Source organism: Thiocystis violacea (assembly GCF_016583575.1).
Classification (GTDB): domain Bacteria; phylum Pseudomonadota; class Gammaproteobacteria; order Chromatiales; family Chromatiaceae; genus Thiocystis; species Thiocystis violacea.
Genome location: NZ_NRRG01000049.1, coordinates 13,037 through 37,153, shown reverse-complemented (window position 1 = coordinate 37,153; position 24,117 = coordinate 13,037). Strand labels below are relative to the sequence as shown.

Sequence of the window (24,117 nt, the reverse complement as noted above, 5' to 3'; positions counted from 1 at the left end):
TCCGCGGCCTAGCGCTTCGGGGGGCGTCCCGAAACGGGGCGGGCGCGCCGCCCATTCCCGACGTTCAACCGTAGGCGCGTTCGGACGACGTCCTGGGCATGGCCTCGGAGGGCAGCACCCGCACGAATTCGCCAAGTTCGTCGATGATGCGTTCCTGAATGCCTTCGAGCGTGACCGAGGCCATTTGACAGCCCACGCAGGCGCCGCGCATCTTGACATAGACGTTCTTGCCGTCGACGTCGATCAGTTCCACGTCGCCATGATCGCGTTGCAGGTTGGGCCGCACCGACTCGATCGCGCTCTCGATCCGGCGGATGCGCTCCAGGTTGGTCAGCTTGCCGGGCTTGGCGGTTGGCTGGGGAGCCGCCTGGGCGGTCGCGTCGAAGGTCTGGCCGGATTCGGCGAGCACGCGGGTCAGGATCTCCTCGACGCCTTCGTGACAGGCCGAGCAGCCGCCGCCGGCCTTGGTGTAGTTCACAACCTCTTCCACCGTCGTCAGGCCGTTGGCGCGGATGGTGTTCTCGACCAGTTTGGAGTCGACCGCGAAGCACTTGCAGACCAGACCGCCTTCCTCGTGGTCGTCCTTCCACTCCTCGCCACGATAGTTGGCGACGGCGGCTTGCAGCGCCTCGCGACCCATCACGGAACAATGCATCTTCTCGGGCGGCAGGCCGTCGAGATAATCGGCGATGTCCTGATTGCTGACCGTGAGCGCCTGATCGAGCGTCATACCCTGGATGATCTCGGTCAGGGCGGAGCTGGAGGCGATGGCCGAGCCGCAGCCGAAGGTCTGGAAGCCGGCGGCGAGGATGACCTCGGTCTCGGGATCGACCCTGAGGGTCAGACGCAGCGCGTCCCCGCAGGACAGGGATCCGATATCACCGACCGCGTTGGCGTCCGGAACGGCCCCGGCATTACGGGGGCTGAAAAAATGTTCCTGAACCTTTTCCGAATACTCCCACATGGCGTGTCTCCAGCAGCGTCGTTTGGCGTGTGCGCACGGTGATGACGCCGGCGCATGGCTTGAGTCTTGCTAAATTCGATGTGGTTGTTTCAGCAAACACTGTGCCAGCGAGTGCGATCCAGCCATAACCTGGATGCCTTGATAATTTTCAACCATCGGCCGGGCGTTTTGTCATCTCTGACACAGGACGAAGCGGGCGGTCTGGTGATAAACCCGACAATCGGAGTGTGTGATGGAGTTATCTCAACTGAACCCCGGCGATCTGGTCCATGCCGCGATCGATCTGTTCAACGACGGCGGCATCCCGGACATCCCCGAGAACGCCCTGATCGCCGCCAAGGGGACGCGCGGCGTCATCGTCAAGATCGGTCATCTGGAGGAGGATCCGGAGCGGGAGCTTTATCTGGTGCGATTCGAGGGCGAGGGGCTGGTGCTGGGTCCGCCGACGGGTTGCTGGGCGGAAGAGCTGAGTGTCGGCGCGGACGGGCAGGAGTAAGGACAGGGTCGACAGGAGTCGCCGAGGCGCGCCGGGGCCTCGCCTGGCCCTGTCGATCCTGTTCATTCGTCGGCTGGCCGAGCCTCGCTCGGGTCAGGCGCCGACGCGCCCTGGGCTCAGTCGTCGGCGATGGAGACATCCTTGCCGGCGGCCGTCAGCTCGGCGGTCTTGGCGTTGATGTAGTCGAAGGGGCTGTCCGGATACTTCCGATAGTGCCGCTGGCCGACGTACTCCAGGAGTCCGATGAAGTGATAGCGGTAGAGCTGGCTCTCGATCCGCGCGATCTCCCGGCCCTGATCGTAGAGCACCAGGGTCGGCCGGTAGCCGATGCCCAGATCCTCGGCGAGTTGTCTGGCCGTGGTCTTGGAGCCATCGGGGGCCGTGATGGGCGCGTCGGAGCGGGCATCGAGGCGCGTCAGCACCAAGTCCTTCAGCGCCGCGTCGACCTTCGGGTCGGCCAGGTGTCCGTCATGCAGGGCGTCGCAGGCGGTGCAGGCCGCGTCCTCGAAGAGGATCGCGAGCGGCTTGTCGGTGACCCCGCTCAGGTCGTCGATGACCTGGATCCGTGAGTCCGCGCGGAAAGCGTATCGGCCCTCGACCGGCTCGGCGGCGAGAAACTCCGCCAGCGTTCGCTCCTCGTAAGCCTTGGCGGCGACATAGTCCAGCACTCGCTTGAAGTCCGCGACATTGCGATAACCATTGACGCGCGCCACCGGCTCGTTGGCCGCGTTCAGAAAGAGCAGGGTCGGCGTGTAGGTCACGCCGAGATGCCCGGCGAGCGCCTTCTCGGTCATCGAGGTATCGGCATCGATCGCCACCTCGCGGTCGCCGTGAACGTTCAGCGCGATGACGTCGAATTTCTCCTGAATGAAATCGCGGTAGGGCACCGTCTTGAAATTCTCCTCGATCATCTTGGCGCAGTAGGGGCAGCCGTTCATCTCCATGATCAGAATCAGATGCTTGCCGGTCTCGGATGCCTCTTTTACATCCTCGGTGATGTCGAGAAAACTCTCCTTGAACCAGTCGGGGTGGCTGGACATCTTGCCGCCGATGACCCGACCCGGCGTGCCTTGGACGGCGGGCGGGGTAACGGCCGATTCCTGGGCCAGGACTGGAAGGCTCAATAGGGCGCCGGTCATTAGGGCGATGACCAAGGGATGGGCGTTGGGCATGGCGTGGATCCTCCTTCGGGATGGCTGGTTATTCTTCCGGGACGGGAACACAAGCCGTTCGATGATAGCAATGTTCGGCGCGCGGCTGGATCCGTCCGGACGGTCCCCGGCCGCTCGATGGGCGAGGATTTCACGCCAGCCGTGAAACGATTTCGCGCCTGGGTTGGTCCTAGCTGGAGTTGAATCTCATTGAAAAACGCGGAGTCTGGGCATGGTTTCAATCAGGCGGATGTTAATCGGGGGCTTGCTGATGGCGATTCCACTGATCGGTGTTGCCGGTGGCGAGTCCATCGTGCTGGGCATGGGCTGTTTCTGGGGCGCGGAGAAGCGCATGTCCGAGATCCCGGGCGTGCTTAATGTCGAGTCCGGCTACGCGGGCGGGGATGCCGCGAGCGTGAGCTACCAGGATGTGCTGAATCTGGAGCGGTCGATCAAGCGCGGCAAGACCGATGAGCGCAATCACGCGGAGGTCATCAAGGTCCGCTTCGACCCCGAGCGGGTGAGCCTGGAGACCGTCCTCAAGAAATTCTGGGAGAACCACGACCCCACGCAGGGCGATCGTCAGGGCAACGATGCCGGCACCAATTACCGCAGCGCCATCTACACCACCAGCGAGGCGCAACGGACGCTGGCGATCAGCACCCGCGCGGCCTATCAACAGGCGCTGACCGAGGCCGGTCGCGGCCGGATCACCACCGAGATCGCGCCGCTGCGCCACTACAACCGCGCCGAGGAGGATCACCAGGATTATCTGGCCAAGAACCCGGACGGCTATTGCGGTCTGGGCGGCACCGGCGTGGTCTTTCCGGGCGGGGTAGCCAAGGCCGCGCCGCCGCCGCTGGCGGCGGATCAGTTGCACCTGGATCGGCAGTTGATCGTCTTCGAGGCGGAGGACTGTCCCTTCTGCAAACGCTTCCGCGCGGAGGTGCTGGACGGTTGGGCGTCCGAGGTGCCCATCCTGGCCACGCTCGATCCCAATCCGCCCGAGGGCTGGACGCTGGAGAAGGCCCTGTTCGCGACACCGACCATCGTGCTGTTCGAGCAGGGCCGGGAGGTTTCCCGTTACACCGGCTACAAGGGCGACCAGGACCGCTTCTGGAAGTGGTTGGGGTTCCAGGTTCTCACCCCCGAGCAACGGCGGATCGCCTTCGAGCAGGGTACCGAGCCGGCGTTCAGCGGCTCGCACCTGGACGAGAAACGCCCCGGCGTCTTCGTCGATCCCATCACCGGCGCGCCACTGTTTCGCAGCGACACCAAATTCAACAGCGGAACCGGCTGGCCGAGCTTCTTCAATCCGATCGAGGGCGCCATCAGCCTGCACGAGGACAACTCGCACGGCATGCGTCGGGTCGAGGTCCGCAGCACCAGCTCCGGCATCCACTTGGGGCATGTGTTCGACGACGGCCCGCCGCCCTCCGGCAAGCGCTACTGCATCAACGGCGACGTGCTGAGCTTCGTGCCGGACCCGGATTGATCGCGCCCGATGGCGCGGATCCCCGCGACCAGGCGCGATCAGAACTCCGCCCAGTCCTCTTCTACCTTGGCCAGCGCCGTGGTGGTGACCGGCCGAGCCAAGGACTTGGGCGTCCGGGCCTGGCTCGGCCGGGACTTGGCCTGGATCAGGCTCGCCGTCGGGCGATCGCGCGCGGCGGTCGACGATGGCCGGGCCTCCCCCGCCAACCGGAACCGGCTGACCGCGCGGACCAGCCCCTGGGTCTGTTCGCCCAGACTCTCCGCCGCCGCGGCCGCCTCTTCGACGAGGGCCGCATTCTGCTGGGTGATCTGATCCATCTGGCCGACGGCCTGCGCCACCTGATCGATCCCCGTGCTCTGCTCGTGGCTCGCCTGGCTGATCTCGGTGATCAGCGTGGTCACTTGGCGCGAGAGATCCACGGCCTCCTCGATGGCGCTTGAGGCGGCGTCGGCGAGCTTCACCCCCGACTCCACCTTGAGCGCGGAGTCGCCGATCAGGCCCTTGATCTCCTTCGCCGCCGTGGCGCTGCGCTGGGCCAGTGTCCGCACCTCCGCCGCGACCACCGCGAAGCCGCGCCCCTGTTCGCCGGCGCGCGCCGCCTCGACCGCGGCATTGAGCGCCAGGATGTTGGTCTGGAAGGCGATGCCGTCGATCACGCTGATGATGTCGGCGATCTTGCCGGAACTCTCCTGGATCTCGTCCATGGTGGCGACGACCCGCCGGACCGCCTCGCCGCCACGGTCGATGGTCTCGTTGGAACGTCGTGCCTGCTCGTTGGCCAGACGGGCGTTCTCGGCATTCTGCTTGACCGCGGTACTCTGCTCTTCCATGGCGCTGGCGGTCTCTTCCAGGCTGCTCGCCTGCTCCTCGGTGCGGCTGGAGAGATCCTGGTTGCCGGCGGCGATTTCGCTGGCCGCCTGGTCGATCTCCTCGGAGGCCTCCCGGATCTGTCCGACGACCTCGCGCAGTCGCTCCACCGTGGCGTTGGCGTCGTCGCGCAACCTGGCGAAGGTGCCCTGATAGTCGCCTTCCATCCGCTGCGTCAGATCGCCCTTGGCCAGTGCCTCCAGGATGCGCGAGACCTCGCCTAGGCCGGTGTCGCTGATGCCCATGAGCCGGTTGAGCCCCTCGACCATCTCGCGGAACTCGTACTGGAAGCGCTCGGCCTCGCCGCGGGCCTTGAAGTCGCCCGCCACGGCCGCCTCGACCAGCCCCTTGATCTGGGCGTTCACCGCCTGGAGGCTGGCCTTGACGCCGTCGATGGCCGTGGTGATCTTCGCCTTCTGGCCAGGCAGGCGGTCCATGTCCACGGAGAGATCGCCCTGCGCGTAACGCCCCACGACCTCGACCACGCGCATCTTGACCTCGATGTGAGAGCGCACCAGGCTGTTGATGGATTCGGCCATTTGGCCGTAGACGCCGCGCAGCTCGGCGGTCGGGATCTGGTGATCGATCATCCCCAACTCGTGTTGGGCAGCGTTCTCCCGCTGGGCGGCCACGAAGCGCTTGAAGGTCTCCACCAGGCTTTTCATGGCGGCGAGCAGACTCTGGGTATCCCCGGCCCTGAGCTCGATCTCGATCAGCTCCCCGGCCGACATCCGGTTGGCGATCTCCGCCGCGTAGGCCGGCTCCCCGCCCAGCTCGCGCAGCAGACGCCTGAGAATCCACAGCCCGATGGCGATCGTCAGCAGGATCGAGAGCGCCGAGATGGACACCATGAGGAACGTCGCCGAGCGATTGATGCGCTGGGCCTCGGCGGCGCTCTGCTCCCCGAGCGCGATGTTGAACTGGACGAAATCGTCGATCGAGTCTCCGAGTGTCTTGCCCGCCGCGTCGAGCCCGAGCATGAGTCCGCGCGCCCGATCCTTGCGGTTGGCGCGTGATTCCTCCAGCACCGGCGTTGACGCGGACTGGAACGCCTGGAACTGCTCCGAGATCTCGGCGAAGCGTCGTCTGCCCTCATCGTCGACGATCGTGCCCTCATAGATCCTCAGCGCGGTTTGGGCCGCTTCCGAGGCCGCCGCGACGGATTTGTCGACCTCGGCCATCCGGGTCGCCTCGTCGGCGAAGAAGACGTGCCGAACGATGCGAAGCCGCATGTCACTGACGCTTGCGGAGAAGCCGTTCAGCGCCGTCAAGGCCGGCACCGTATTGACATTCGCGAAGTTAGCGGCCGTGTAGACCCGTCCGATTTGCGTCACGCCGATAGCGGCGACCAGCAACAGGCCGATTCCGGCACTCGCGATCAGAAGCGTCAAACGTTGTTTCACTGTCATGTCGTCCACCTGTTCCGTGTCGAAGGGCATGCATGAAGAGCGGGCGTAACCCGCGTCGGTGTATCCATCCTGGCGGAAGACCGCTGGAATCCGACTAGCCAGCCTGACGCCGACGGTGACGCTGGGATTCGCTCCCGCTCACCCCATTCACGCCAGGCATCGGTTATGCGAGCGTCGGCTGATCGCACTGAACCGCACCCTAGCCCGTCAAACGACAACCAGCGATTGGTCGGGGAATGTGGACGCCTACCTCGCCACGTTGGGACGCCGCCCCGGTTGGAAGGACTGGCCATTCCGTCAGTTAGTCGATGCTATGCGGATTGTATTTGTGCTGGCAGGGGTGGACTGGCTCAAGCGGGTCGACTGGCCGGTGCGCATTACGGTTGGTCGCACCCGCTGACGGCCTGACACGACCTCAAATCTCAGTCGAGCAGCCAGGTCTTGAGCTGGTCGAGATCGCGACAGCCCAGGATAGGTTTGATGAGCTTGCTCGACATGAGGTCGACCTCGGAATGCGAGGGAAAAAGCACTCCTGAGTATAGATGGGGGCCGTGGACACTGGGATCGCGGACCGAGCGCCGCGACGAGGTCCGTCGCGGCGCTCGGTCCGACTCGGCTCGGTCAGTTATTCTGGATCACGATGCGCGGGAATTTGGAGGCATAGTCCTTGGCCTGGAGCGAGAGCTTGGCGGCGGTCTTGCGGGCGATCTCGCGATAGATCTCGGTGGCGCGCGACTCCGGCTGGGCGACGACGGTGGGCTTTCCGGAGTCGGTCTCCTCGCGGATATGGAGTTCGAGCGGCAGCGATCCCAGCAGATCCACCCCGTATTGATCGGACATGTTCTGACCGCCGCCGGAGCCGAAGATGTGTTCCTCGTGTCCGCACTTGGAACAGATGTGGATGCTCATGTTCTCGACGATGCCAAGCACCGGCACCTCCACCTTCTGGAACATCTTGAGTCCCTTGCGCGCGTCCAGCAGGGCGATGTCCTGGGGCGTGGTGACGATGATCGCCCCGGAGACCGGCACCTTCTGCGCCAGCGTCAACTGGGTGTCGCCGGTGCCCGGCGGCAGGTCGATGACCAGATAATCCAGATCCGACCAGTTGGTGTCGTTGAGCAACTGCTCCAGCGCTTGGGTGACCATGGGGCCGCGCCAGATCATGGGGGTTTCTTCGTCGATCAGGAAACCGATCGACATGGCCTGGAGGTGGTAGCTGTTCATCGGCTCCAGGGTCTTGCCGTCGATCGACTCCGGCTTACCGGTGATGCCGAGCATCCGCGGCTGCGACGGGCCATAGATATCCGCGTCCAGGATGCCGACCCGCGCGCCCTCGGCCGAAAGCGCCAGGGCCAGATTGACGGCGGTGGTGGACTTACCGACGCCGCCCTTGCCCGAGGCCACGGCAATGATGTTCTTGACGTTGTCGATCGGCTTCAGGGATTTCTGGACCGAGTGCGCCTTGATCTCCCAGCTCACATCGACCTCGACCGCGCCGACGCCGGCGACGGCCATGACCTTTTCCTTCACCGCGTCCGCGATGATTTGCTGGACGCCCTTGGCGGGAAAGCCGAGCGAGACCTTGATCCGCACCTGGTCGCCCTCGATCGCGATGTCCTTGATGGCGTGCGCCGCGACCAAGTCGCGCCCGAGATGCGGCTCCCTGTACTCCTTGATGGCGGCTTCGATGGCGTCTTTGGTGGGCTGAGACATGAGGTACTCCGTTGACTGTGGCGGCGCCCGGCCAAGCCGGATCGCCAGAATGTTCGTATGGTTTCGCTGGGCCTTGACGAATCCAGGCGAAGCCTCTTGGGGTCGCTGCAAACTTGGTATTAGTGAATGCTAATTCAACCCTGATTTCCGCACTGTAACACGGGCTGGAGCGCGCGCCGTCGGCGGCCGGCGAGGCGCTCGGCCGGATAGGTCGCGGTGAGCCGCGAAGGATAAGGCACCTCAGAAGCTCCAGACCAGCGGGGCGAGCGAGATGGTGACGGTCGCCACCAGCAGATTGAGCGGAATGCCGACCCGGAAGAAATCGGTGAACCGGTAGCCGCCGGGGCCGTAAACCATGAGGTTGGTCTGGTAGCCGATCGGCGTCGAGAAGCTCGCCGAGGCGGCCATCATGATGGCGATCGCGAAGGGTGTGAAATCGACACCGAGCGCCTGACTGGTGGACAGGGCGATCGGAAACATGAGCACGGCGGCGGCATTGTTGGTGATCAGCTCGGTGAAGACCATGGTGACCAGATAGACTACGGCGAGCGTCACCCAGGGATCGCCCTGGGCGAGCGCGACCAGGTTGCCGGCGATGAAGCGCGCCGCGCCAGTCTTCTCCAGGGCCAGACCCAGGGCGAAGGAGGCCGCGATGGCGATGAGCACCTTCCAATCCACGGCGGTTCGCGCGACGCCGCTGTTGATGCAGCGCGTGACCAGCATCAGCCCGGTGGCGGCCATCGCGGCCTGGAGCATCGGCAACCACTCCAGGGTCACGGCCAGCACCATGCCGATCAAAATCGCGATGGCGATCAAGGCCCGGTCCTGGCGCAGCGGATGGGAGTCCGGAACCTGGCTGACCAGGAAGAAATCGCGCGAGTTGTGCTGACGTTCGGCGAAGCTGGGATCGGCCTCCATCAGCAGGGTATCGCCAGGGCGCAGCACGATGTCGCCGATCTTGCGTCCAATGCGCTCGCCGTTGCGGCCCACCGCGATGACGGCGGCGTTGTAGCGGCTGCGAAACCTTCCCTCGCGGATGCTCTTGCCGACCATGGGACAACTGTCCGAAACCACCGCCTCCATCAGACTACGTTCCGGTCGCGGCACGTCGAGCTTGAAGACCTGATCGCTGGCCGGCACCAGCCCGCGAAAACGCTGCAAGTCGACCACCGAGTCCACCACGCCGACGAAGACCAGCCGGTCCCCCGCCTGGAGTCGCTGATGAGGCGCGATGGCGGGCAGGATCTCGTCGTCGCGTTCGATTTCGAGCAGATACATGCCCGGCAGATGGCGCAGGCCGGCGACCTCGATCGTCTTGCCGACCAGCGGGCTGCTCGACTCCACCGACATCTCGACGGTGTATTCCCTCGGGTCGTCCAGATCGCTCATCACGGGTCGGCGGTCCGGCAGCAGCCAGCGTCCCAACGACATGAGATAGATCATGCCGACGAGCGCGCAAGGCAGCCCCACCCAGGCGATCTCGAACATCCCAAAGCCCGCCATCCCGCCCTGTTCAAGCATCAGGCCGTTCACCACCAGATTGGTACTGGTACCGATGAGCGTGCAGGTGCCGCCGAGAATGGCCGCGTAACTGAGCGGGATCAGCAGCTTGGAGATCGGCAGCCGGTTGCGGTGCGCCCACTCGTTCACCGCCGGCATGAACATGGCGACGACGGGCGTGTTGTTGAGGAAGGCACTCATGCCCAGAACGGGCGCCATCATCCGAAATTGCGCGCGAGCCAGGCTCCTCGGCCGCCCCAGGACACCCTGCACCAGCCAGGAGATCGCCCCCGTCTCGCGCAGACCGGCGGCGACCACGTAGAGCACGCCGACCGTGACCATGCCCTCGTTGGACAGCCCGACCAGGGCCTCCGCCGGAGTGAGCACCCCGGTGAGCAACAGCAAGGTCACGCCACCGACCAGAACCACATCGGCGCCGATCTTCGTCAGCGCGAGCGAGCCGATCACCAGCATCACCACCGCGACGGCGAACCAGGCTTCCCAAGTCATGTCATCTCCTATGAATAGTTGCTCGGCGGACCCTAGCCGGTCCGCGCGTTGGTCCGGATGATTGATGTGAAAGAATTGACCCGCGGTGGGGTCGGATCAGGATCTCCGGCTTCGATCATGACTCCGGCCATCGCCGTCATTCAGGGGCGGCCGTCAAGGGTTTGTCGATGCCCTCCCAAAACCAAGCCCCAGCCCTCAAACCGCGACCGCCACGAAAATTTCCTCGCCAAGCATGTCGACGATCTTCACGGCAACGGTATTTCCCGTCGGCGGAGCCGGCAGTTCATAGCGGCCCTGAACGAAGTCCTGTTTGCGTTCCGGCACATCCGAGAGGCAGACATTGAAGACCTCGCCGTTGTACGCCGTGTCGATCAGGACGCAATCCACCACCGCGCGCCAGTCCGGGATCTGGGCGCGGAACAGCGAGGTGTCCAGATTAAGCCGCGCGACGATGCTCGGTGACATGACATCCAGAATATCGACCGTCAGCGCGTCCCCGCCAGGTGTGCTCTGCCGCTGGATCGAGACCTCGGCGCTCGCTGGCTCGTGCCGGATGATGCCGCCGTATTTCTTATCGGTGCGCAATTCGATGTTGCGCGCTCGGATCATGGGCCAGACGGTAGAACTCGGCCTTGACCGACTCCGCTGACTTGGCATCCACCGCCAGCAACACCGCTGGAGCAATGGCGCGTTGGGCGAGCGTGGATTCGATGGCGGTCCGCAGTTCATCACGGGCCGCGACGGTCGGAAAATAGAGCGCCAGGCGGGCCGGCGAGCCGTCCGGAAGTCGCGTCTCCCAATAGGTGTCGATGAAATCGGCCACGATCTTGGAAACCAATAGAGAGCCGTGCTCATCGTCCAGGCTGAAAACCTTGATGTTGCCGGCGACCTCCTTCAGCACGCCATCCTGGATGCCTTCCCCGAGCCCGTACCAGACCACGACATCACGCAGGGGTTGCCGCTCGAAATAGGGCGTGCCAGTGGTATTCACGACCACCACCAGGTTGGTTTCCTGGGCGAGATAATCCACCGTGCGGCGCACCTTCTTGATGCCCTGTTCCTTGAAAACCGGCTCGCCGCTGGCGGGGTCTTTCTCCCATTTGCCCAACAGCTTCTGCCCATAGGTGTGGTGGGCCTCGTCGGAGAACACCGCCAGATGGGGCAGGCTAGCGATCTTTTGCAGCCGCAGATTGGCGATTTCCTCGGCCTCTTCCGCCTTGGTATTGGCCAACAGCCGGAATTGCTGCCCGTTGCCGCGCGCGGTCGGTTTCTGGATGCGGATCTTTTCGGTGTTGGTGACGATCAGGTTATAGGCGCTGCCGTCGATCACGCCGGACAGTTCCTTGTCGCCATCGCGCGTGAAGGTCAGTTTCAGACTGGCGGTAAACAGCTTCTCGAAACGGGGCGGCAGGAGCTTGCCAAACGGGATGTCCGAGATTTCGCGCAACGACTCGATGATCGTTTTCCCTGGGGCGAAGATCAGGGCGTTTTGCACGAAGGGTCCGTCCGGATATTCCTGCGCCATGGCGAATTCGGTCGCGACGATGGCGCCGATCAGGATGGTTTTCCCGGCGCCCATCGCCAGGGCCAGGATGTAGGAGGGGTAATCGAGCGTCAGGGTCTCGCGCAGACTTTCCAGATGATTGGCGCGGACGAAGGCGTTATCGGTGCGGATGCGCGCGAATAGGGTGTCGAAATCGTAGTCGGCATCCTCGAATGCCTTGGCCGAGAGTCCGAGCGCCTCGCGACGTTCCGCTTTCTTGGGGAAACAGCGCGCGTACAGATCCGGGATCTTCGACGTGCCCTCGATCAGCCGGAGATACCAATAGACTTCCAGCGCGCGGAATTGGGCCTTGCGCAGGTAGCGCAGATGGCCGGTTCGCTCATCGTCGACGGCATGGCCGAGGATTTCGGCGATGGCGGGATAATCCGCGCACGGGTAGCCCTGTGAGCGCCACGCCTCGACGCGGGTCGCGATCCGTTCGTGGAGTAGGTTCATAACGCCAGGGCGCGTAGCAAGGCGCGCGTCAAGTTGGGTGAAACTTACGACCGTGGGCCTTGGTTGCCGCCGTTACGATCCCGGCTCTGCCGGTGTCGCCTGTCGCCGCTCGCGGATCGAAGGGACGATAAGACCGGGGGCTTGGGATTGTCGACCCGGCCCAACAGAGGGGGCCATGATGCCAGCCATGGCCGCCGAACGGAACCGATTTGGGATACAAGCGCGCTCCCAAAACTGGCACACTTGCGTGTCGACGACCGAGGCTGGCGGCCATGACGCCGTCGGCCGTCCTTTCACCACCGAGGCCAAGAGTCAGCATGAGCGACCCCGTCAAGTATCTGCTCGACGAGCAGCACCTTCCCCGCTTCTGGTACAACATCAACGCGGATCTGCCCGCGCCACTGGATCCGGTCCTGCATCCTGGTACCCAGCAGCCCATCTCGGCGGACGAGTTGGGCGTCATCTTCCCCAAGGCGGTCATCGAGCAGGAGATGAGCACCGAGCGTGAGATCCAGATCCCGGAGCCGGTGCGCGAGGTGCTGCGTCAATGGCGGCCCTCCCCGCTCTATCGGGCACGGCGGCTGGAAAAGGCGCTGAACACCCCGGCCAAAATCTTCTACAAGTACGAGGGCGTCAGTCCTCCCGGAAGCCACAAGGCCAACACTGCGATCGCCCAAGCCTTTTATAACAAGGCGGAAGGCGTCAAGCGCATCACCACCGAGACCGGCGCCGGTCAGTGGGGATCGTCGCTGGCCATGGCGGGGTCCATGTTCGGGTTGGAGATCCTGGTCTACATGGTCAAGGTCAGCTACAACCAGAAGCCCTATCGGCGTGCCTTCATGGAGACCTTCGGCGCCCAGTGCATCGCCAGCCCCAGTAACACCACCGAGTCCGGGCGCGCCATCCTGGCCGAGCATCCGGACAGCACCGGCAGTCTCGGCATCGCCATCAGCGAGGCGGTGGAACTGGCGGCGCAGCGCGACGACACCAAGTACGCGCTCGGCAGCGTGCTCAATCACGTCCTGCTGCATCAGACCGTGATCGGTCTTGAGGCGCAAAAGCAGATGGAAATGGCCGACGCCTATCCGGACATGATCATCGGCTGCACCGGCGGCGGCAGCAACTTCGCGGGCATTGCCTTCCCCTATCTCGGCGAGCAACTGCGCGGCGGTCGTCCGGTGGAGTGCATCGCGGTCGAGCCCTCCGCCTGCCCGACCCTGACCAAGGGTCTGTTCGCCTACGACTTCGGCGACACCGCGCACCTGACGCCGCTGTGCAAGATGTACACGCTCGGTTCCACCTTCGTTCCGCCCGGTTTCCATGCCGGCGGCTTGCGCTATCACGGCATGGCGCCTCAGATCAGCCATCTGGCCAAGCTCGGCTATATCGCGCCGCGCTCCTACAACCAGTTGGCGTGTTTCGCGGCCGGAATCGAGTTCGCCAAGGCCGAGGGCATCATCCCCGCGCCCGAGGCCACCCACGCGGTCAAGGCCGCGATCCATGAGGCCGAGAAGTGCCGCGAGACCGGCGAGGCCAAAACCATCCTCTTCAACCTGAGCGGTCACGGCAACTTCGATATGCAAGCCTACACCGACTATCTGGGCGGCAAGCTCAAGGATCTCGACTACGCCGAGAGCGAGGTCGCCATGGCCCTGGCCGGTCTGCCTTCCGTCGGCTGACCCGCGGACGAGTGGGAGTCGGAGCCAGTAGCGAGCGTCATGCGAGGAGAATCCCGGATGCGGCATCATCGATCAGGACATGGATCCAGCCGGGTGGCGCTCGTCGCTCCCTGGCCGCTCCTGATTCTCCTCCTGGCGGCGATTCCGGCGGAAAAGCTCCGGGCCGTCGAGCCAGCCGTCCCGACCGGGACGGCGACGCCGACGATGGAGACGCTCGACCAGCTTCACCGCCAGATCGATGAGTTGCGGCAGCGCGTGCAGGGCATGGAAGGCAAACTGCGTGACTCGGCGGCGGCCCGCAAGGGCGCGGATCAGGCGCGGATGGAGGCCGAGCGCCGACTCGCCGAGGGCTCGCAGGAAATCGATCAACTGCGCGAGCAGTTGCGCGCGCGGCAAGACACCCAAGGCGAACTGGAGCAACGGCTGTCCGAGCGCGAGGACGTCATCGCGCGCCTCGCGGCGGAACGGCAAAGCCTGCAAGCCACTAACGAAACGCTCGGGACGCGGGTCGAGGCCCTTCAGCGCCAGTTACCGAAAGCGGAAGGCGGCACCCTGACCGCCGACGAGGCACGCCGCTCGGCCGCCGAGGCGGTCGCGGCCTTTCGCGCGGTTAGGCGGGATTCCGAGGGCACCCAGAGCCCGGCCGTGGCGCGGAGCCTCCGGGAGGCTGAGGCCCAGTTGCACCGTTCGCAGTTCAGACTGGCCAGCGTCCTGGCGGCGCGCAGCCTCTATCGCGTCCGCGCCAACGACAGCCTGGCCCTGATCAGCAATCGTTTCTACGGGAGCAGCGCCCAGTGGCGGAACATCTTCGAGGCCAATCGCCACCTTTTGGATGACCCGGACCAACTAGCGCCGGGAATGACGCTGGTCATTCCCTGATACTCGCCGTGATCAGTTACAGGGTACGAAAAAGCCATTCCCCAGCGCCTCGCGGCATGGCGCCTCTTTCGCCATGTCGCTCAGCTCACGGGCCAGACGACAGGGCTCCGTGGCGCCGCACCGCTCATTCTCGCCGCAGACGCGCCTAATGAGTGCCCGGCAGTCCTCCGGAACGGCGGGCGACACCTGTTGCGGCGTTGGCTGATCCCAGGTCTCCAGCATCCCGGCGTTTGGCACGGCGATCCCATCGCGAATGATCAGAACCGAGCCGTCATCCAACCGATGCACGCCATCCCAAAGCGGCGCCCGCTGTCCCCCGTCCAGACGCCAGGCCTTGTGTGTCGAGGGATCCACCTCGAGCCGCGAACCGTCGTGGAGCGAGCCCGTCCAATCGCTCGCCAGACCGGGGCCGGCGATCAAGGTGACCAGAACGAACGCAAGACGCCGGCCAGGCGCCAGCAACCCAGGTTTGACGATCGATTTCACGCGGGCCTCCCCGGTCGCCCGGTCAGTTGGGATGGGATTCGGCGAATGCTTTTTCCAGCCTGGCGGACAGCAGCAGGCTCGCCAGCACGAAGGCAAGGAACAGATAGAACCCGGGCTCCAGCGAGGTACCGTTGGTGGTGAGTACAGTCGCGCCGAGCCGCGCCGGGGCCTCGGCGCCACCGCTCCATAGGCGGCCCAATTGACTCTCCACCAGGCCATCGAAACCGATATAGGCCATGAAGAGCGCGATGACCAGTACGTCCGCCATCGACCATTTCCCGGAGCGCAGCGCGAAGAATCGGATCGAGGCCGAGTCGCGCGCCCGGCGGATATCGAAATAATAAAGATAGGTCGCGATCAGCTTGAGCGCCGGGAAGATGATGCTGAAGAGCGTGATGAGCAAGGCCACCAGCAGCATGTCGGCGGCGCCGGTCGTGGCCAGGATGCGCACGACCTCCAGAAGGCTTTTGGACTGGAAATAGAGCACCTGATCGCTGAAGACGATCGGCTCGTTCATGAATACCAGGGTCAGCTCGCTGATCCGCGCCTCGATCTCGATCATGGGCGTGAGTAGACCGCCCAGCAGCAGGATCAGGGTCGCGCCCGTGAGCAGGAAGAGTCGGAAGGGATCGAGCCCTCCCTTGTCGCCCCTGTCCCGGCGAGAGGAACCGCTCAGACAGAGCAGGAACATGAGGCCGACCAGACCCACCAGGATCCCGAGCCGCTGGCGTGTCGGCGTCCAGGCCGCGTCGATCTGGTCCTGGAGTCGTTGGGCGCAGTGTCCGGCGTCGACACAGGCGTGGCGCTCGAACAGCCGCTCCAGAGGCGAGCGGTCGACCTTGGCGAAGGTGGAATCCGATGTCCGACGCATGAGCGTCAGAATCTGGTTCTTGATCTCCTCCTTGGCCTCGGGCGTGCCAAGTTGCTCGACCACCGCCTCGGCATAGCGAGGAACCTTCTTGCGCAGCTTATCGAAATCGATCAGCACGTCCTGAAGCCCCTGCTGCAAGGCTCCCTGGAGCTGATCCATCCAGGTTCCGCCGCCCTTGAGATTGCGCTGACGCAGATAGCGCTCGATCTCGACCAGAAGGGTATCGAGCACCTGCTCGACCGCCCGGACGATTTGGGGTCGATTGGCGTCCGTCAGCTCGAACGCGCTCACCCGTTGCTCGATGATGGCCGAGATCCGCCCCACCCACTGATCCGCGTCCAGCAGACCGTAGCGAACATGATGGATCTCGGCCAGATCCGTCTTGAGCGTCTTGACGCGGTTCAGCTCTCCGACCAGTTGCGCGAGCAGCACCGAGGCGGCGAGCAAGAGAAGAACGGCGAAAAGGCGCTTGAGGGTGAAAAGTCCAGGCATGCTCTCGGTCAGTTGTCAGTTGTCAGTTGTCGGTTCGGTCTCGGTACAGGCCAGTGTTCAGGCGAATGGAATGTTCGCCTGGGCGGATGATGAGCGGACCGGCCGATTAGGAGACGGCCAGGAGTCTGGGTGGTGGCGGTGTCTCCGGCCGGGGGGCTGGAAGCGCCGGCCGCTCATAGGACACCTTAACGGATTCGGCCCCCAATAGCTGGCGCAACCGCTTCAGCAGGGCATCCGCCGGCTGCACCCGCCAGGACTGGCTCAGCACCAGCTCGCCGACGGCCCCCGGTCGCCGATAGGTCAGGCGCACCGGCAAATCGCCGTCGCGATAGGTCGCGAGCGCCTTGCGCAGCGCCTCGACCCTGGCGATCCCCTGGGCATAGCGGACCGGCTCGGACAGATCCAGGATCAACGCCAGGTGGTCCGCCGCCGACTCGCGTGCCTGCTCGAAGGTGCGCACGGCATCGGCGCGCAGCGACCAGGCGTCGCGGAACTCGTCGAAATTGAGGCTGCCGGTCACGCTCAGGATCTGATCCGGGACCAACTGGTGTCGCACCTGGTCGTAGAGATCGGAGAACACGGTCGCCTCGATTCGCCCGGTGCGATCGTCGAGTACGACCGAGCCCATGCGCCCGCGCGGCGTCTTGCCGTGGCGCACGCTGACCACCAGTCCGGAGACGGTGCGTTTCTCGCGATCGCGCCGGTCGCGGCGACCCAGCTCGCGATCGGTCTCCAGCAGCTTGGCGATGCGCGGTCCGCCCATGGCCTTGAGTTCGTCCTCGTAGCGGTCGATCGGGTGTCCGGTGAGGTAGAGCCCGAGCGTCTCCTTCTCGCCCTGAAGACGCTGCTCGTCCTCCCAGTCGGCACGGACCTCGCTGATGAGTTGCGGGTCCGGGGCCGGCGCGGCCGTGGGTTCGAGCGCGCCGAAGAGATCGCTCTGACCGGCCGCCTGGGTCGCGTTGTGCTGCTCGGCCGCCTTGAGCGCCAGCGGCAGATGGGCCATGAGGGTTGCGCGATTGGGGCCGAGGCCATCCAAGGCGCCGGCGCGGATCAGCGCCTCCAGCACCCGACGATTGACCTTGTGCAGATCGATACGGCAGCAGAAATCCCAGAGGTCGCGGAAGGGACCGCCCTGGCGGCGCGCCTCCAGCATGGACTCGATCGCCGACTCGCCCACGCCCTTGATCGCGCCCATACCATAGACGACGGTCCCTTCGTCGGCAACGGTGAACTGATAGGAGGAGCCATTGATAGCCGGCGGCTCGACACGGAGCTTCATCGCCCGGCACTCGTCGATCAGGGTGACGACCTTGTCGGTATTGTCCATATCGGCGGAGAGCACCGCCGCCATGAAGGCCGCCGGATAGTGGGCCTTGAGCCAGAGGGTTTGATAGCTGACCAGGGCGTAAGCTGCTGAATGTGACTTGTTGAACCCGTAACCCGCGAATTTGTCCATTAGATCAAAGATATAGGTCGCTGTCTCGCGCTCGACCCCACGCCCGACCGAACCCTCCTCGAAGATCGCCCGCTGCTTGTCCATCTCGGACTGTTTCTTCTTGCCCATGGCACGGCGCAGCAGGTCGGCGCCGCCGAGCGAGTAGCCGGCGAGCACCTGGGCGATCTGCATCACCTGTTCCTGGTAAAGGATGATGCCGTAGGTGGGTTTGAGCACCGGCTCCAGATCGGGATGCGGATAGGCGACGTCGGCGCGTCCGTGCTTGCGGTCAATGAAATCGTCGACCATGCCCGATTGCAGCGGGCCGGGGCGAAAGAGCGCGACCAGCGCGGTGATGTCGCCGAAGCTGTCGGGCTGGAGCTTTTTGATCAGCTCCTTCATGCCGCGCGATTCGAGCTGGAAGACGGCGGTGGTCTCGCAGCGCTTGAGCAGGGCGAAGGCGTCCGCGTCATGCGCTTCGATGCGGTCGATGTCGAGCGGCGGCTCGCCCTTGAGGGCGCGGCCGGCGTTGATGGTCTTGAGCGCCCAGTCGATGATGGTGAGGGTGCGCAGACCCAGGAAGTCGAACTTGACCAGGCCGACCTGTTCGACGTCGTCCTTGTCGAACTGGGTCACCAGATTCTCGCCGCCCGGCTCGCAATAGAGCGGTGCGAAGTCGGTCAGCAGGGTGGGCGCGATGACCACGCCGCCGGCGTGCTTGCCGGCGTTGCGGGTCAGGCCCTCCAGCTTGCGGGCCATGTCGATGAGGGTGCGCACCTCCTCGTCGTCCTCGTAGGCCCGCTTGAGGTCGTCGCTCTCCTTGAGCGCCTTCTCCAGGGTCATGCCCAGCTCGAAGGGGACCATCTTGGCGATCTTGTCGACGAAGCCGTAGGGGTGGCCCATGACCCGCCCGACGTCGCGCACCACCGCCTTGGCCGCCATGGTGCCGAAGGTGATGATCTGCGAGACCGCCTCGCGGCCGTACTTGCCGGCGACATAGTCGATGACCCGGTCGCGGCCTTCCATGCAGAAGTCGACGTCGAAGTCGGGCATGGAGACGCGCTCGGGATTGAGGAAGCGCTCGAACAGCAGATCGTGCTCGATCGGATCCAGATCGGTGATCTTGAGCGCGTAGGCGACCAGCGAGCCGGCGCCCGAGCCGCGTCCAGGGCCGACCGGGATACCGTTGTCCTTGGCCCACTGGATGAAGTCCGCGACGATCAGGAAGTAGCCGGGGAAGCCCATCTGGATGATGACGGACAGCTCCAGCTCAAGGCGCTCGGAGTAGAGCCGCTGCTTCTCGGCAAAGTCGGGCGCGGTCGGATCGAACAGACGCTCCAGCCGCCAGGCGAGTCCCTTGCGCGACTGCTCGGCGAAGAAGCTGTCGGTGGTCATCCCGGTCGGGACCGGGAAGGCGGGCAGATAATTCTTCCCGAGCTTCAGCTCCAGATTGCAGCGCTTGGCGATCTCGACCGAGTTCTCCAGCGCCTCGGGCAGATCGGCGAACAGCTCGGCCATCTCCGCCGGGGTTCGTAGATACTGTTCCTCGCTGAAGTGACGCGGGCGACGCGGGTCGTCCAGGGTGCGCCCCTCGTGGATGCAGACGCGCGCCTCGTGGGCCTCGAAGTCGGTCGCGGCGAGAAAACGGACATCGTTGGTGGCGACGACCGGGACGCCCCGGCGAATGGCCAGGTCGACGCTCGACTCGATCAGCTCGGCCTCCGGCGCGCGGCCGGTGCGGATCAGCTCCAGGTAATAGCGCTCGCCGAAGACCCCGAGCCAGCCGTCGAGCAGACGGCCGGCCTCCTCCGCGCGGCCCTTGAGCAGGGCCTGGGCGACATCGCCGCGCGGACCGCCGGAGAGCGCGATCAGACCCTCGCTCGCCCCCAGGATCCAGTCGCGCTCGACCTGGGGCCGCCCCAGATGCTGGCCCTCCACGAAGCTGCGCGAGATCAGCCGGGTGAGGTTGCGGTAGCCCGGCTCGTCCTGGACCAGCAGCACGACGCGGTGCGGCTGGTTCTGATCCTCCGGATTGCGCACCCAGAGATCGGCCCCGGCGATCGGCTTGAGTCCAGCCCCCAGGGCCGCCTTGTAAAAGCGTACCAGCGAGAAGAGGTTACCCTGATCGGTGACCGCGACCGCCGGCATCCCGGCGGCGGCGACCGCCTTGACCAATGGCTTGATACGCACCAGGCCGTCGACCAGCGAGTACTCGGAATGGAGGTGCAGATGGACGAAACTTGGATCCACGGGAGCCCTGTGATAGTGATTGGAAGGGGGGTGTCCGGAGCGAGGGACGGCTAGTCTAACGGGCGCGCCGCCCTCGGCCGAGCTGGAAAAACCCATCGATTCGGGGCTCGGGATAGGCGCCGCGGAGACGGTCGCGTGGGGTCTCGGGAAAGCCTTGAGGGATCCGTCACTTGGGTTCGCCCGCCCGCGACGGGTCGGTCGGCCGGGGGCCGAACGGAACGAATCGAACTCAAATTAATGCCGAGCGCGACAGGCTCGACGTCAGGATTCAGGAAGCCAAGACCCAGTCATGACCCAACCCAACCCCATCGCCGCGCGCCTCCAGGATCTCCTCTGGGGATCCGACCTCGACCGGATGCCCGCCTGGCAAGCCAGGTTCGTCTGGCTTGGGCGTGGTATCCACGCCCTGTCGCGCGACCTCCACCAAGGTCAGCTCTCGCTCCATGCCATGAGCCTGGTCTATACCACGCTGCTTTCACTGGTTCCGCTGCTGGCGGTCAGCTTCTCGGTGCTCAAGGGATTCGGGGTCCACAATCAGATTGAGCCGCTGCTCGCCAACGCGCTCGATCCGCTCGGGGACGCCGGGCGGGAGATCACGGCCCAATTGATCGGCTTCGTGGATCGAATGCAGGTTGGGGTGCTGGGCTCGCTCGGTCTGGCGATGCTGCTCTACACCGTGATCTCGCTGATCCAGAAGATCGAGCAGGCGTTCAATCATGTCTGGCGCGTCACCGAAGTCCGGCCCTTCGCGCGACGCTTCACCCAGTATCTGAGCGTGCTCACCATCGGCCCGGTGCTCTTCTTCTCTGCGGTCGGACTCTCGGCCTCGCTCGGCGGCAACCCGCTCGTCCAGTCGGTCATGCAGCTGACACCCATGGGCGAGCTGATGAAGGGCATGCGGATCCTCGCGCCCTATCTCATGATCTCGCTGACCTTCGCCTTCGTGTACCGCTTCGTCCCCAATACCCAGGTACGCCTCCCGTCCGCGCTGGCCGGCGCCCTGGTCGCGGGGCTTTCATGGGAGATCGTCGGCGCGGTCTTCGCCACCTTCATGGCCGGCTCGACCCAGTACACCGCCGTCTATTCCAGTCTGGCGATCCTGGTGCTCTTCATGATCTGGATCTATCTCGGCTGGCTGATCCTGCTCCTCGGCGCCAGCGTCGCCTTCTACCATCAGCACCCGGAACTCCTCGCCTCCCCCGGACGCGACCCCGAGCTCAGCGTCCGCCTGCGCGAGCGTCTGGCCCTGACGATCGCGGCGCGGATCGCCCGGCGCCATCTCGACGGCGAGCCGCCCTGGGATCGGGAAGCGCTCGCCAAGGGATTGAAGCTGCCGGCGCGCGACATCCAGTCGATCCTGAGTCTGCTTGAGCAATCGGGCGCCATCCTGCGCACCGCGGACGAGACCTCGACCACCTATGTGCTGGCGCGAGCGCCCGAGGGCATCGCGATCCTGGATATCCTGGAGTGGGTGCGGCGCGACGGAGAAGCGGAACGCGGGCACGCTGGCCCGAGTCCGGAGCCCGCGATCCAGCGCATCGAGACAGCGATCGAGACGGCCCGGAAAGAGGGCCTGGACGGCCTCGGCCTGCGGGATCTGGCCGAGGGGCTTAAGGTCGAGGGCGGAGGTTCGATGGCGGGGTCGGCCAAGTGATCCCGCTATCCTGGGTCGGATAGCGGGATCCTAGATCAGTCGCCGTCCGACAGGGAGTCTCCTGTCGGACGGCCCGGGCGTCCCATCCCAGGCTTTTAGCCGCGCCAGATCAGAGCAGGGGGACCAGCAACAGGGCCACGATGTTCATGATCTTGATCAGCGGGTTGATCGCTGGGCCGGCGGTGTCCTTGTAGGGGTCGCCGACGGTGTCGCCCGTGACGGCGGCGCGGTGCGTTTCCGAACCCTTGCCGCCGAAGTTGCCTTCCTCGACATACTTCTTGGCGTTGTCCCAGGCGCCGCCGCCGGTGCACATGGAGATGGCGACGAACAGACCCGTGACGATGGTTCCGATCAGCATGCCGCCGAGCGCGCGGATGCCGGCGCCGTCACCCATGAGGATGTTCATGCCGAAGGCGACCGCGACCGGGACCAGGATCGGCAGCAGCGAGGGGATGATCATCTCCTTGATGGCCGCGCGGGTCAGCAGGTCGACGGCGCGCGAGTAATCGGGCTTGGCCGTGCCTTCCATGATGCCCTTGATTTCCTTGAACTGACGGCGCACCTCGATGACCACCGAGCTGGCGGCGCGACCGACCGCCTCCATCGCCATGGCCCCGAACAGATAGGGCACCATGCCACCGATGAAGAGACCGATGATGACGGCGGGATCGGAGAGCATGAACTCCTGGGCCTTGCCGACCGCCTCCAGGTTGTGGGTGTAGTCCGCGAAGAGCACCAGCGCGGCCAGACCGGCGGAGCCGATGGCGTAACCCTTGGTCACCGCCTTGGTGGTATTGCCGACCGCGTCCAGGGCGTCCGTGATCTTGCGCACGTCGCTGGGCAGGCCGGACATCTCGGCGATGCCGCCGGCGTTGTCGGTGATGGGACCGTAGGCGTCGAGCGCGACGATCATGCCGGCCATCGAGAGCATGGCGGTGGCCGCGATGGCGATGCCGTAAAGATCGGCGGCGAGGTAGGAGGCCCAGATCGCGACGCAGACGGCGAGCACCGGCAGGGCGGTGGACTTCATGGAGATGGCGAGACCGGCGATCACATTGGTGGCGTGACCGGTCTGGGACGCCTCGGCGACGTAGCGGACCGGCTTGAACTCGGTCGCGGTGTAATACTCGGTGATGAGCATCAGGGCCGCGGTCAAGCCCAGACCGACAAGGGCGCAGAAGAGCATGGGGAAGAAGTGATCGCCCATGATGAAGGCGGTCACGATGGCGAAGAAGATGAACGCCAGGCCGCCCGCGACCGCCGTGCCGCGATAGAGGGCGTTCATGATCTTGCCGCCCTCGTTGGCCTTGACGAAAAAGGCACCGACGATGGAGGCGATGATGGACACCGCGCCCAGCGCGAGCGGGTACATGATGTAATCCATGTCCAGGGCGCCATCGGCCCCTTTGAACATGAGGCCGCCGAGGACCATGGTGGCGATGATGGTGACCGCGTAGGTCTCGAAGAGGTCGGCCGCCATGCCGGCGCAATCGCCGACGTTATCACCAACGTTGTCGGCGATGACCGCCGGGTTGCGCGGATCGTCCTCCGGAATGCCGGCCTCGACCTTGCCCACCAAGTCAGCGCCCACGTCCGCGCCCTTGGTGAAGATACCGCCGCCCAGTCGGGCGAAGATGGAGATGAGGGATCCGCCGAAGGCCAGACCGATCAGGGCATGCAGCGCCTCTTGATCGGCGCCCAGGAAGGCGAAATAGCCCGCCACGCCGAGCATGCCCAGCCCGACCACCAGCATGCCGGTCACGGCACCGCCGCGAAAGGCGATGGCCAGCGCGGACTCCAGATTGACCGTCGCGGCCTGGGCCGTGCGGACGTTGGCGCGGACCGACACATTCATGCCGATGTAGCCGGCCAGACCCGAGAGAATGGCGCCGATCGCGAATCCGCCAGCCGTCGCCAGACCCAGCATCAGCCAGAGGACGACGAAGAGCACGGCCCCGACCATACCGATGGTGGCGTACTGCCGGTTGAGATAAGCCCGGGCGCCGGCCTGAATCGCCGCGGCGATTTCCTGCATGCGCTCCGAACCAGCGGGTTGCGAAATGATCCAGCCGACGACGACCATGCCGAAAATCACGGCCAGGCCCCCGGAGCTGATTGCGAGCCAAAGGACAAACTCTATTGACATTAGGATCCCCCCGTTACGGGTTTTCGTTGGTGTGAGCCGATCGAATAAGGCGGCAATCGCAACGTCGGGATACAGCAGCGGACGAACCGACCAGCCGCCAAAAGGGCACGGAACTTTACCA

General features: G+C 65.0%; 16 protein-coding genes. 5 read left to right on the top strand and 11 right to left on the bottom strand.

Annotation, left to right across the window (positions count from 1 at the left end):
- Nucleotides 1-64: 64 nt before the first annotated feature.
- Nucleotides 65-964, bottom strand: a complete 900-nt coding sequence (gene nifU / locus CKO27_RS18965; RefSeq protein ID WP_200376491.1) for a Fe-S cluster assembly protein NifU — start codon at nucleotides 962-964, stop codon at nucleotides 65-67.
- 232 nt (nucleotides 965-1,196) lie between these two features.
- Between nifU and CKO27_RS18960 the strand changes: the two genes are divergently transcribed.
- Nucleotides 1,197-1,460, top strand: a complete 264-nt coding sequence (locus tag CKO27_RS18960; RefSeq protein WP_200376490.1) for a nitrogen fixation protein NifZ — start codon at nucleotides 1,197-1,199, stop codon at nucleotides 1,458-1,460.
- Nucleotides 1,461-1,576: 116 nt separating this feature from the next.
- On the opposite strand, the gene CKO27_RS18955 is transcribed toward CKO27_RS18960, so the two are convergent.
- On the bottom strand, nucleotides 1,577-2,632 hold the full coding sequence (locus CKO27_RS18955) for a thioredoxin family protein (protein ID WP_242470998.1): 1,056 nt from the start codon (nucleotides 2,630-2,632) through the stop codon (nucleotides 1,577-1,579).
- 250 nt (nucleotides 2,633-2,882) lie between these two features.
- Between CKO27_RS18955 and msrA the strand changes: the two genes are divergently transcribed.
- Nucleotides 2,883-4,106: a peptide-methionine (S)-S-oxide reductase MsrA gene (gene msrA, locus CKO27_RS18950; protein WP_242470997.1), complete on the top strand. Its 1,224-nt coding sequence runs from the start codon at nucleotides 2,883-2,885 to the stop codon at nucleotides 4,104-4,106.
- A 38-nt stretch (nucleotides 4,107-4,144) separates the two neighbouring features.
- On the opposite strand, the gene CKO27_RS18945 is transcribed toward msrA, so the two are convergent.
- From CKO27_RS18945 to CKO27_RS18925, 5 genes are all read right to left on the bottom strand, one after another.
- Complete coding sequence (locus tag CKO27_RS18945) at nucleotides 4,145-6,382, bottom strand: methyl-accepting chemotaxis protein (RefSeq protein ID WP_200376488.1); 2,238 nt, start codon at nucleotides 6,380-6,382, stop codon at nucleotides 4,145-4,147.
- 621 nt (nucleotides 6,383-7,003) lie between these two features.
- Entirely contained in the window at nucleotides 7,004-8,095 is a 1,092-nt protein-coding gene (gene apbC, locus CKO27_RS18940) for an iron-sulfur cluster carrier protein ApbC (protein ID WP_200376487.1), read from the bottom strand.
- A 240-nt stretch (nucleotides 8,096-8,335) separates the two neighbouring features.
- Nucleotides 8,336-10,105 (bottom strand): SLC13 family permease, encoded by a 1,770-nt coding sequence (locus CKO27_RS18935; protein WP_200376486.1) that lies wholly within the window; start codon nucleotides 10,103-10,105, stop codon nucleotides 8,336-8,338.
- 195 nt (nucleotides 10,106-10,300) lie between these two features.
- Complete coding sequence (locus CKO27_RS18930) at nucleotides 10,301-10,690, bottom strand: hypothetical protein (protein WP_200376485.1); 390 nt, start codon at nucleotides 10,688-10,690, stop codon at nucleotides 10,301-10,303.
- Complete coding sequence (locus tag CKO27_RS18925; RefSeq protein ID WP_242470996.1) at nucleotides 10,677-12,104, bottom strand: DEAD/DEAH box helicase family protein; 1,428 nt, start codon at nucleotides 12,102-12,104, stop codon at nucleotides 10,677-10,679. Before CKO27_RS18925 ends, CKO27_RS18930 begins: the two co-directional genes overlap by 14 nt.
- Nucleotides 12,105-12,421: 317 nt before the next feature.
- On the opposite strand from CKO27_RS18925, the gene CKO27_RS18920 reads away from it, so the two are divergent.
- Nucleotides 12,422-13,783: a TrpB-like pyridoxal phosphate-dependent enzyme gene (locus tag CKO27_RS18920; protein WP_200376484.1), complete on the top strand. Its 1,362-nt coding sequence runs from the start codon at nucleotides 12,422-12,424 to the stop codon at nucleotides 13,781-13,783.
- A 57-nt stretch (nucleotides 13,784-13,840) separates the two neighbouring features.
- Nucleotides 13,841-14,662 (top strand): LysM peptidoglycan-binding domain-containing protein, encoded by an 822-nt coding sequence (locus CKO27_RS18915; RefSeq protein ID WP_200376483.1) that lies wholly within the window; start codon nucleotides 13,841-13,843, stop codon nucleotides 14,660-14,662.
- A 12-nt stretch (nucleotides 14,663-14,674) separates the two neighbouring features.
- Here the strand turns inward: CKO27_RS18915 and CKO27_RS18910 are convergent, their stop codons facing one another.
- The 3 genes from CKO27_RS18910 to dnaE form a co-directional block, all read right to left on the bottom strand.
- Nucleotides 14,675-15,148, bottom strand: coding sequence for a hypothetical protein (locus CKO27_RS18910; RefSeq protein WP_200376482.1), 474 nt, complete (start codon nucleotides 15,146-15,148; stop codon nucleotides 14,675-14,677).
- Nucleotides 15,149-15,170: 22 nt separating this feature from the next.
- Nucleotides 15,171-16,511, bottom strand: coding sequence for a paraquat-inducible protein A (locus CKO27_RS18905; protein WP_200376481.1), 1,341 nt, complete (start codon nucleotides 16,509-16,511; stop codon nucleotides 15,171-15,173).
- 106 nt (nucleotides 16,512-16,617) lie between these two features.
- Nucleotides 16,618-20,196 (bottom strand): DNA polymerase III subunit alpha, encoded by a 3,579-nt coding sequence (gene dnaE / locus CKO27_RS18900; protein ID WP_200376480.1) that lies wholly within the window; start codon nucleotides 20,194-20,196, stop codon nucleotides 16,618-16,620.
- 289 nt (nucleotides 20,197-20,485) lie between these two features.
- Between dnaE and CKO27_RS18895 the strand changes: the two genes are divergently transcribed.
- Entirely contained in the window at nucleotides 20,486-21,850 is a 1,365-nt protein-coding gene (locus tag CKO27_RS18895) for a YhjD/YihY/BrkB family envelope integrity protein (RefSeq protein WP_200376479.1), read from the top strand.
- A 109-nt stretch (nucleotides 21,851-21,959) separates the two neighbouring features.
- Here CKO27_RS18895 and CKO27_RS18890 read toward each other — a convergent pair whose 3' ends face one another.
- Nucleotides 21,960-23,996, bottom strand: coding sequence for a sodium-translocating pyrophosphatase (locus CKO27_RS18890; protein ID WP_200376478.1), 2,037 nt, complete (start codon nucleotides 23,994-23,996; stop codon nucleotides 21,960-21,962).
- Nucleotides 23,997-24,117: the final 121 nt, after the last annotated feature.

Excerpts from the sequence above, each read along its gene's own strand:
- apbC (WP_200376487.1), bottom strand. The coding sequence starts at position 8,095 with ATGTCTCAGCCCACCAAAGACGCCATCGAAGCCGCCATCAAGGAGTAC.
- CKO27_RS18960 (WP_200376490.1), top strand. The coding sequence starts at position 1,197 with ATGGAGTTATCTCAACTGAACCCCGGCGATCTGGTCCATGCCGCGATC.
- CKO27_RS18925 (WP_242470996.1), bottom strand. The coding sequence starts at position 12,104 with ATGAACCTACTCCACGAACGGATCGCGACCCGCGTCGAGGCGTGGCGC.
- CKO27_RS18955 (WP_242470998.1), bottom strand. The coding sequence starts at position 2,632 with ATGCCCAACGCCCATCCCTTGGTCATCGCCCTAATGACCGGCGCCCTA.
- CKO27_RS18945 (WP_200376488.1), bottom strand. The coding sequence starts at position 6,382 with ATGACAGTGAAACAACGTTTGACGCTTCTGATCGCGAGTGCCGGAATC.
- CKO27_RS18905 (WP_200376481.1), bottom strand. The coding sequence starts at position 16,511 with ATGCCTGGACTTTTCACCCTCAAGCGCCTTTTCGCCGTTCTTCTCTTG.
- CKO27_RS18915 (WP_200376483.1), top strand. The coding sequence starts at position 13,841 with ATGCGGCATCATCGATCAGGACATGGATCCAGCCGGGTGGCGCTCGTC.
- CKO27_RS18935 (WP_200376486.1), bottom strand. The coding sequence starts at position 10,105 with ATGACTTGGGAAGCCTGGTTCGCCGTCGCGGTGGTGATGCTGGTGATC.
- CKO27_RS18895 (WP_200376479.1), top strand. The coding sequence starts at position 20,486 with ATGACCCAACCCAACCCCATCGCCGCGCGCCTCCAGGATCTCCTCTGG.
- msrA (WP_242470997.1), top strand. The coding sequence starts at position 2,883 with ATGGCGATTCCACTGATCGGTGTTGCCGGTGGCGAGTCCATCGTGCTG.
- nifU (WP_200376491.1), bottom strand. The coding sequence starts at position 964 with ATGTGGGAGTATTCGGAAAAGGTTCAGGAACATTTTTTCAGCCCCCGT.
- CKO27_RS18920 (WP_200376484.1), top strand. The coding sequence starts at position 12,422 with ATGAGCGACCCCGTCAAGTATCTGCTCGACGAGCAGCACCTTCCCCGC.
- CKO27_RS18890 (WP_200376478.1), bottom strand. The coding sequence starts at position 23,996 with ATGTCAATAGAGTTTGTCCTTTGGCTCGCAATCAGCTCCGGGGGCCTG.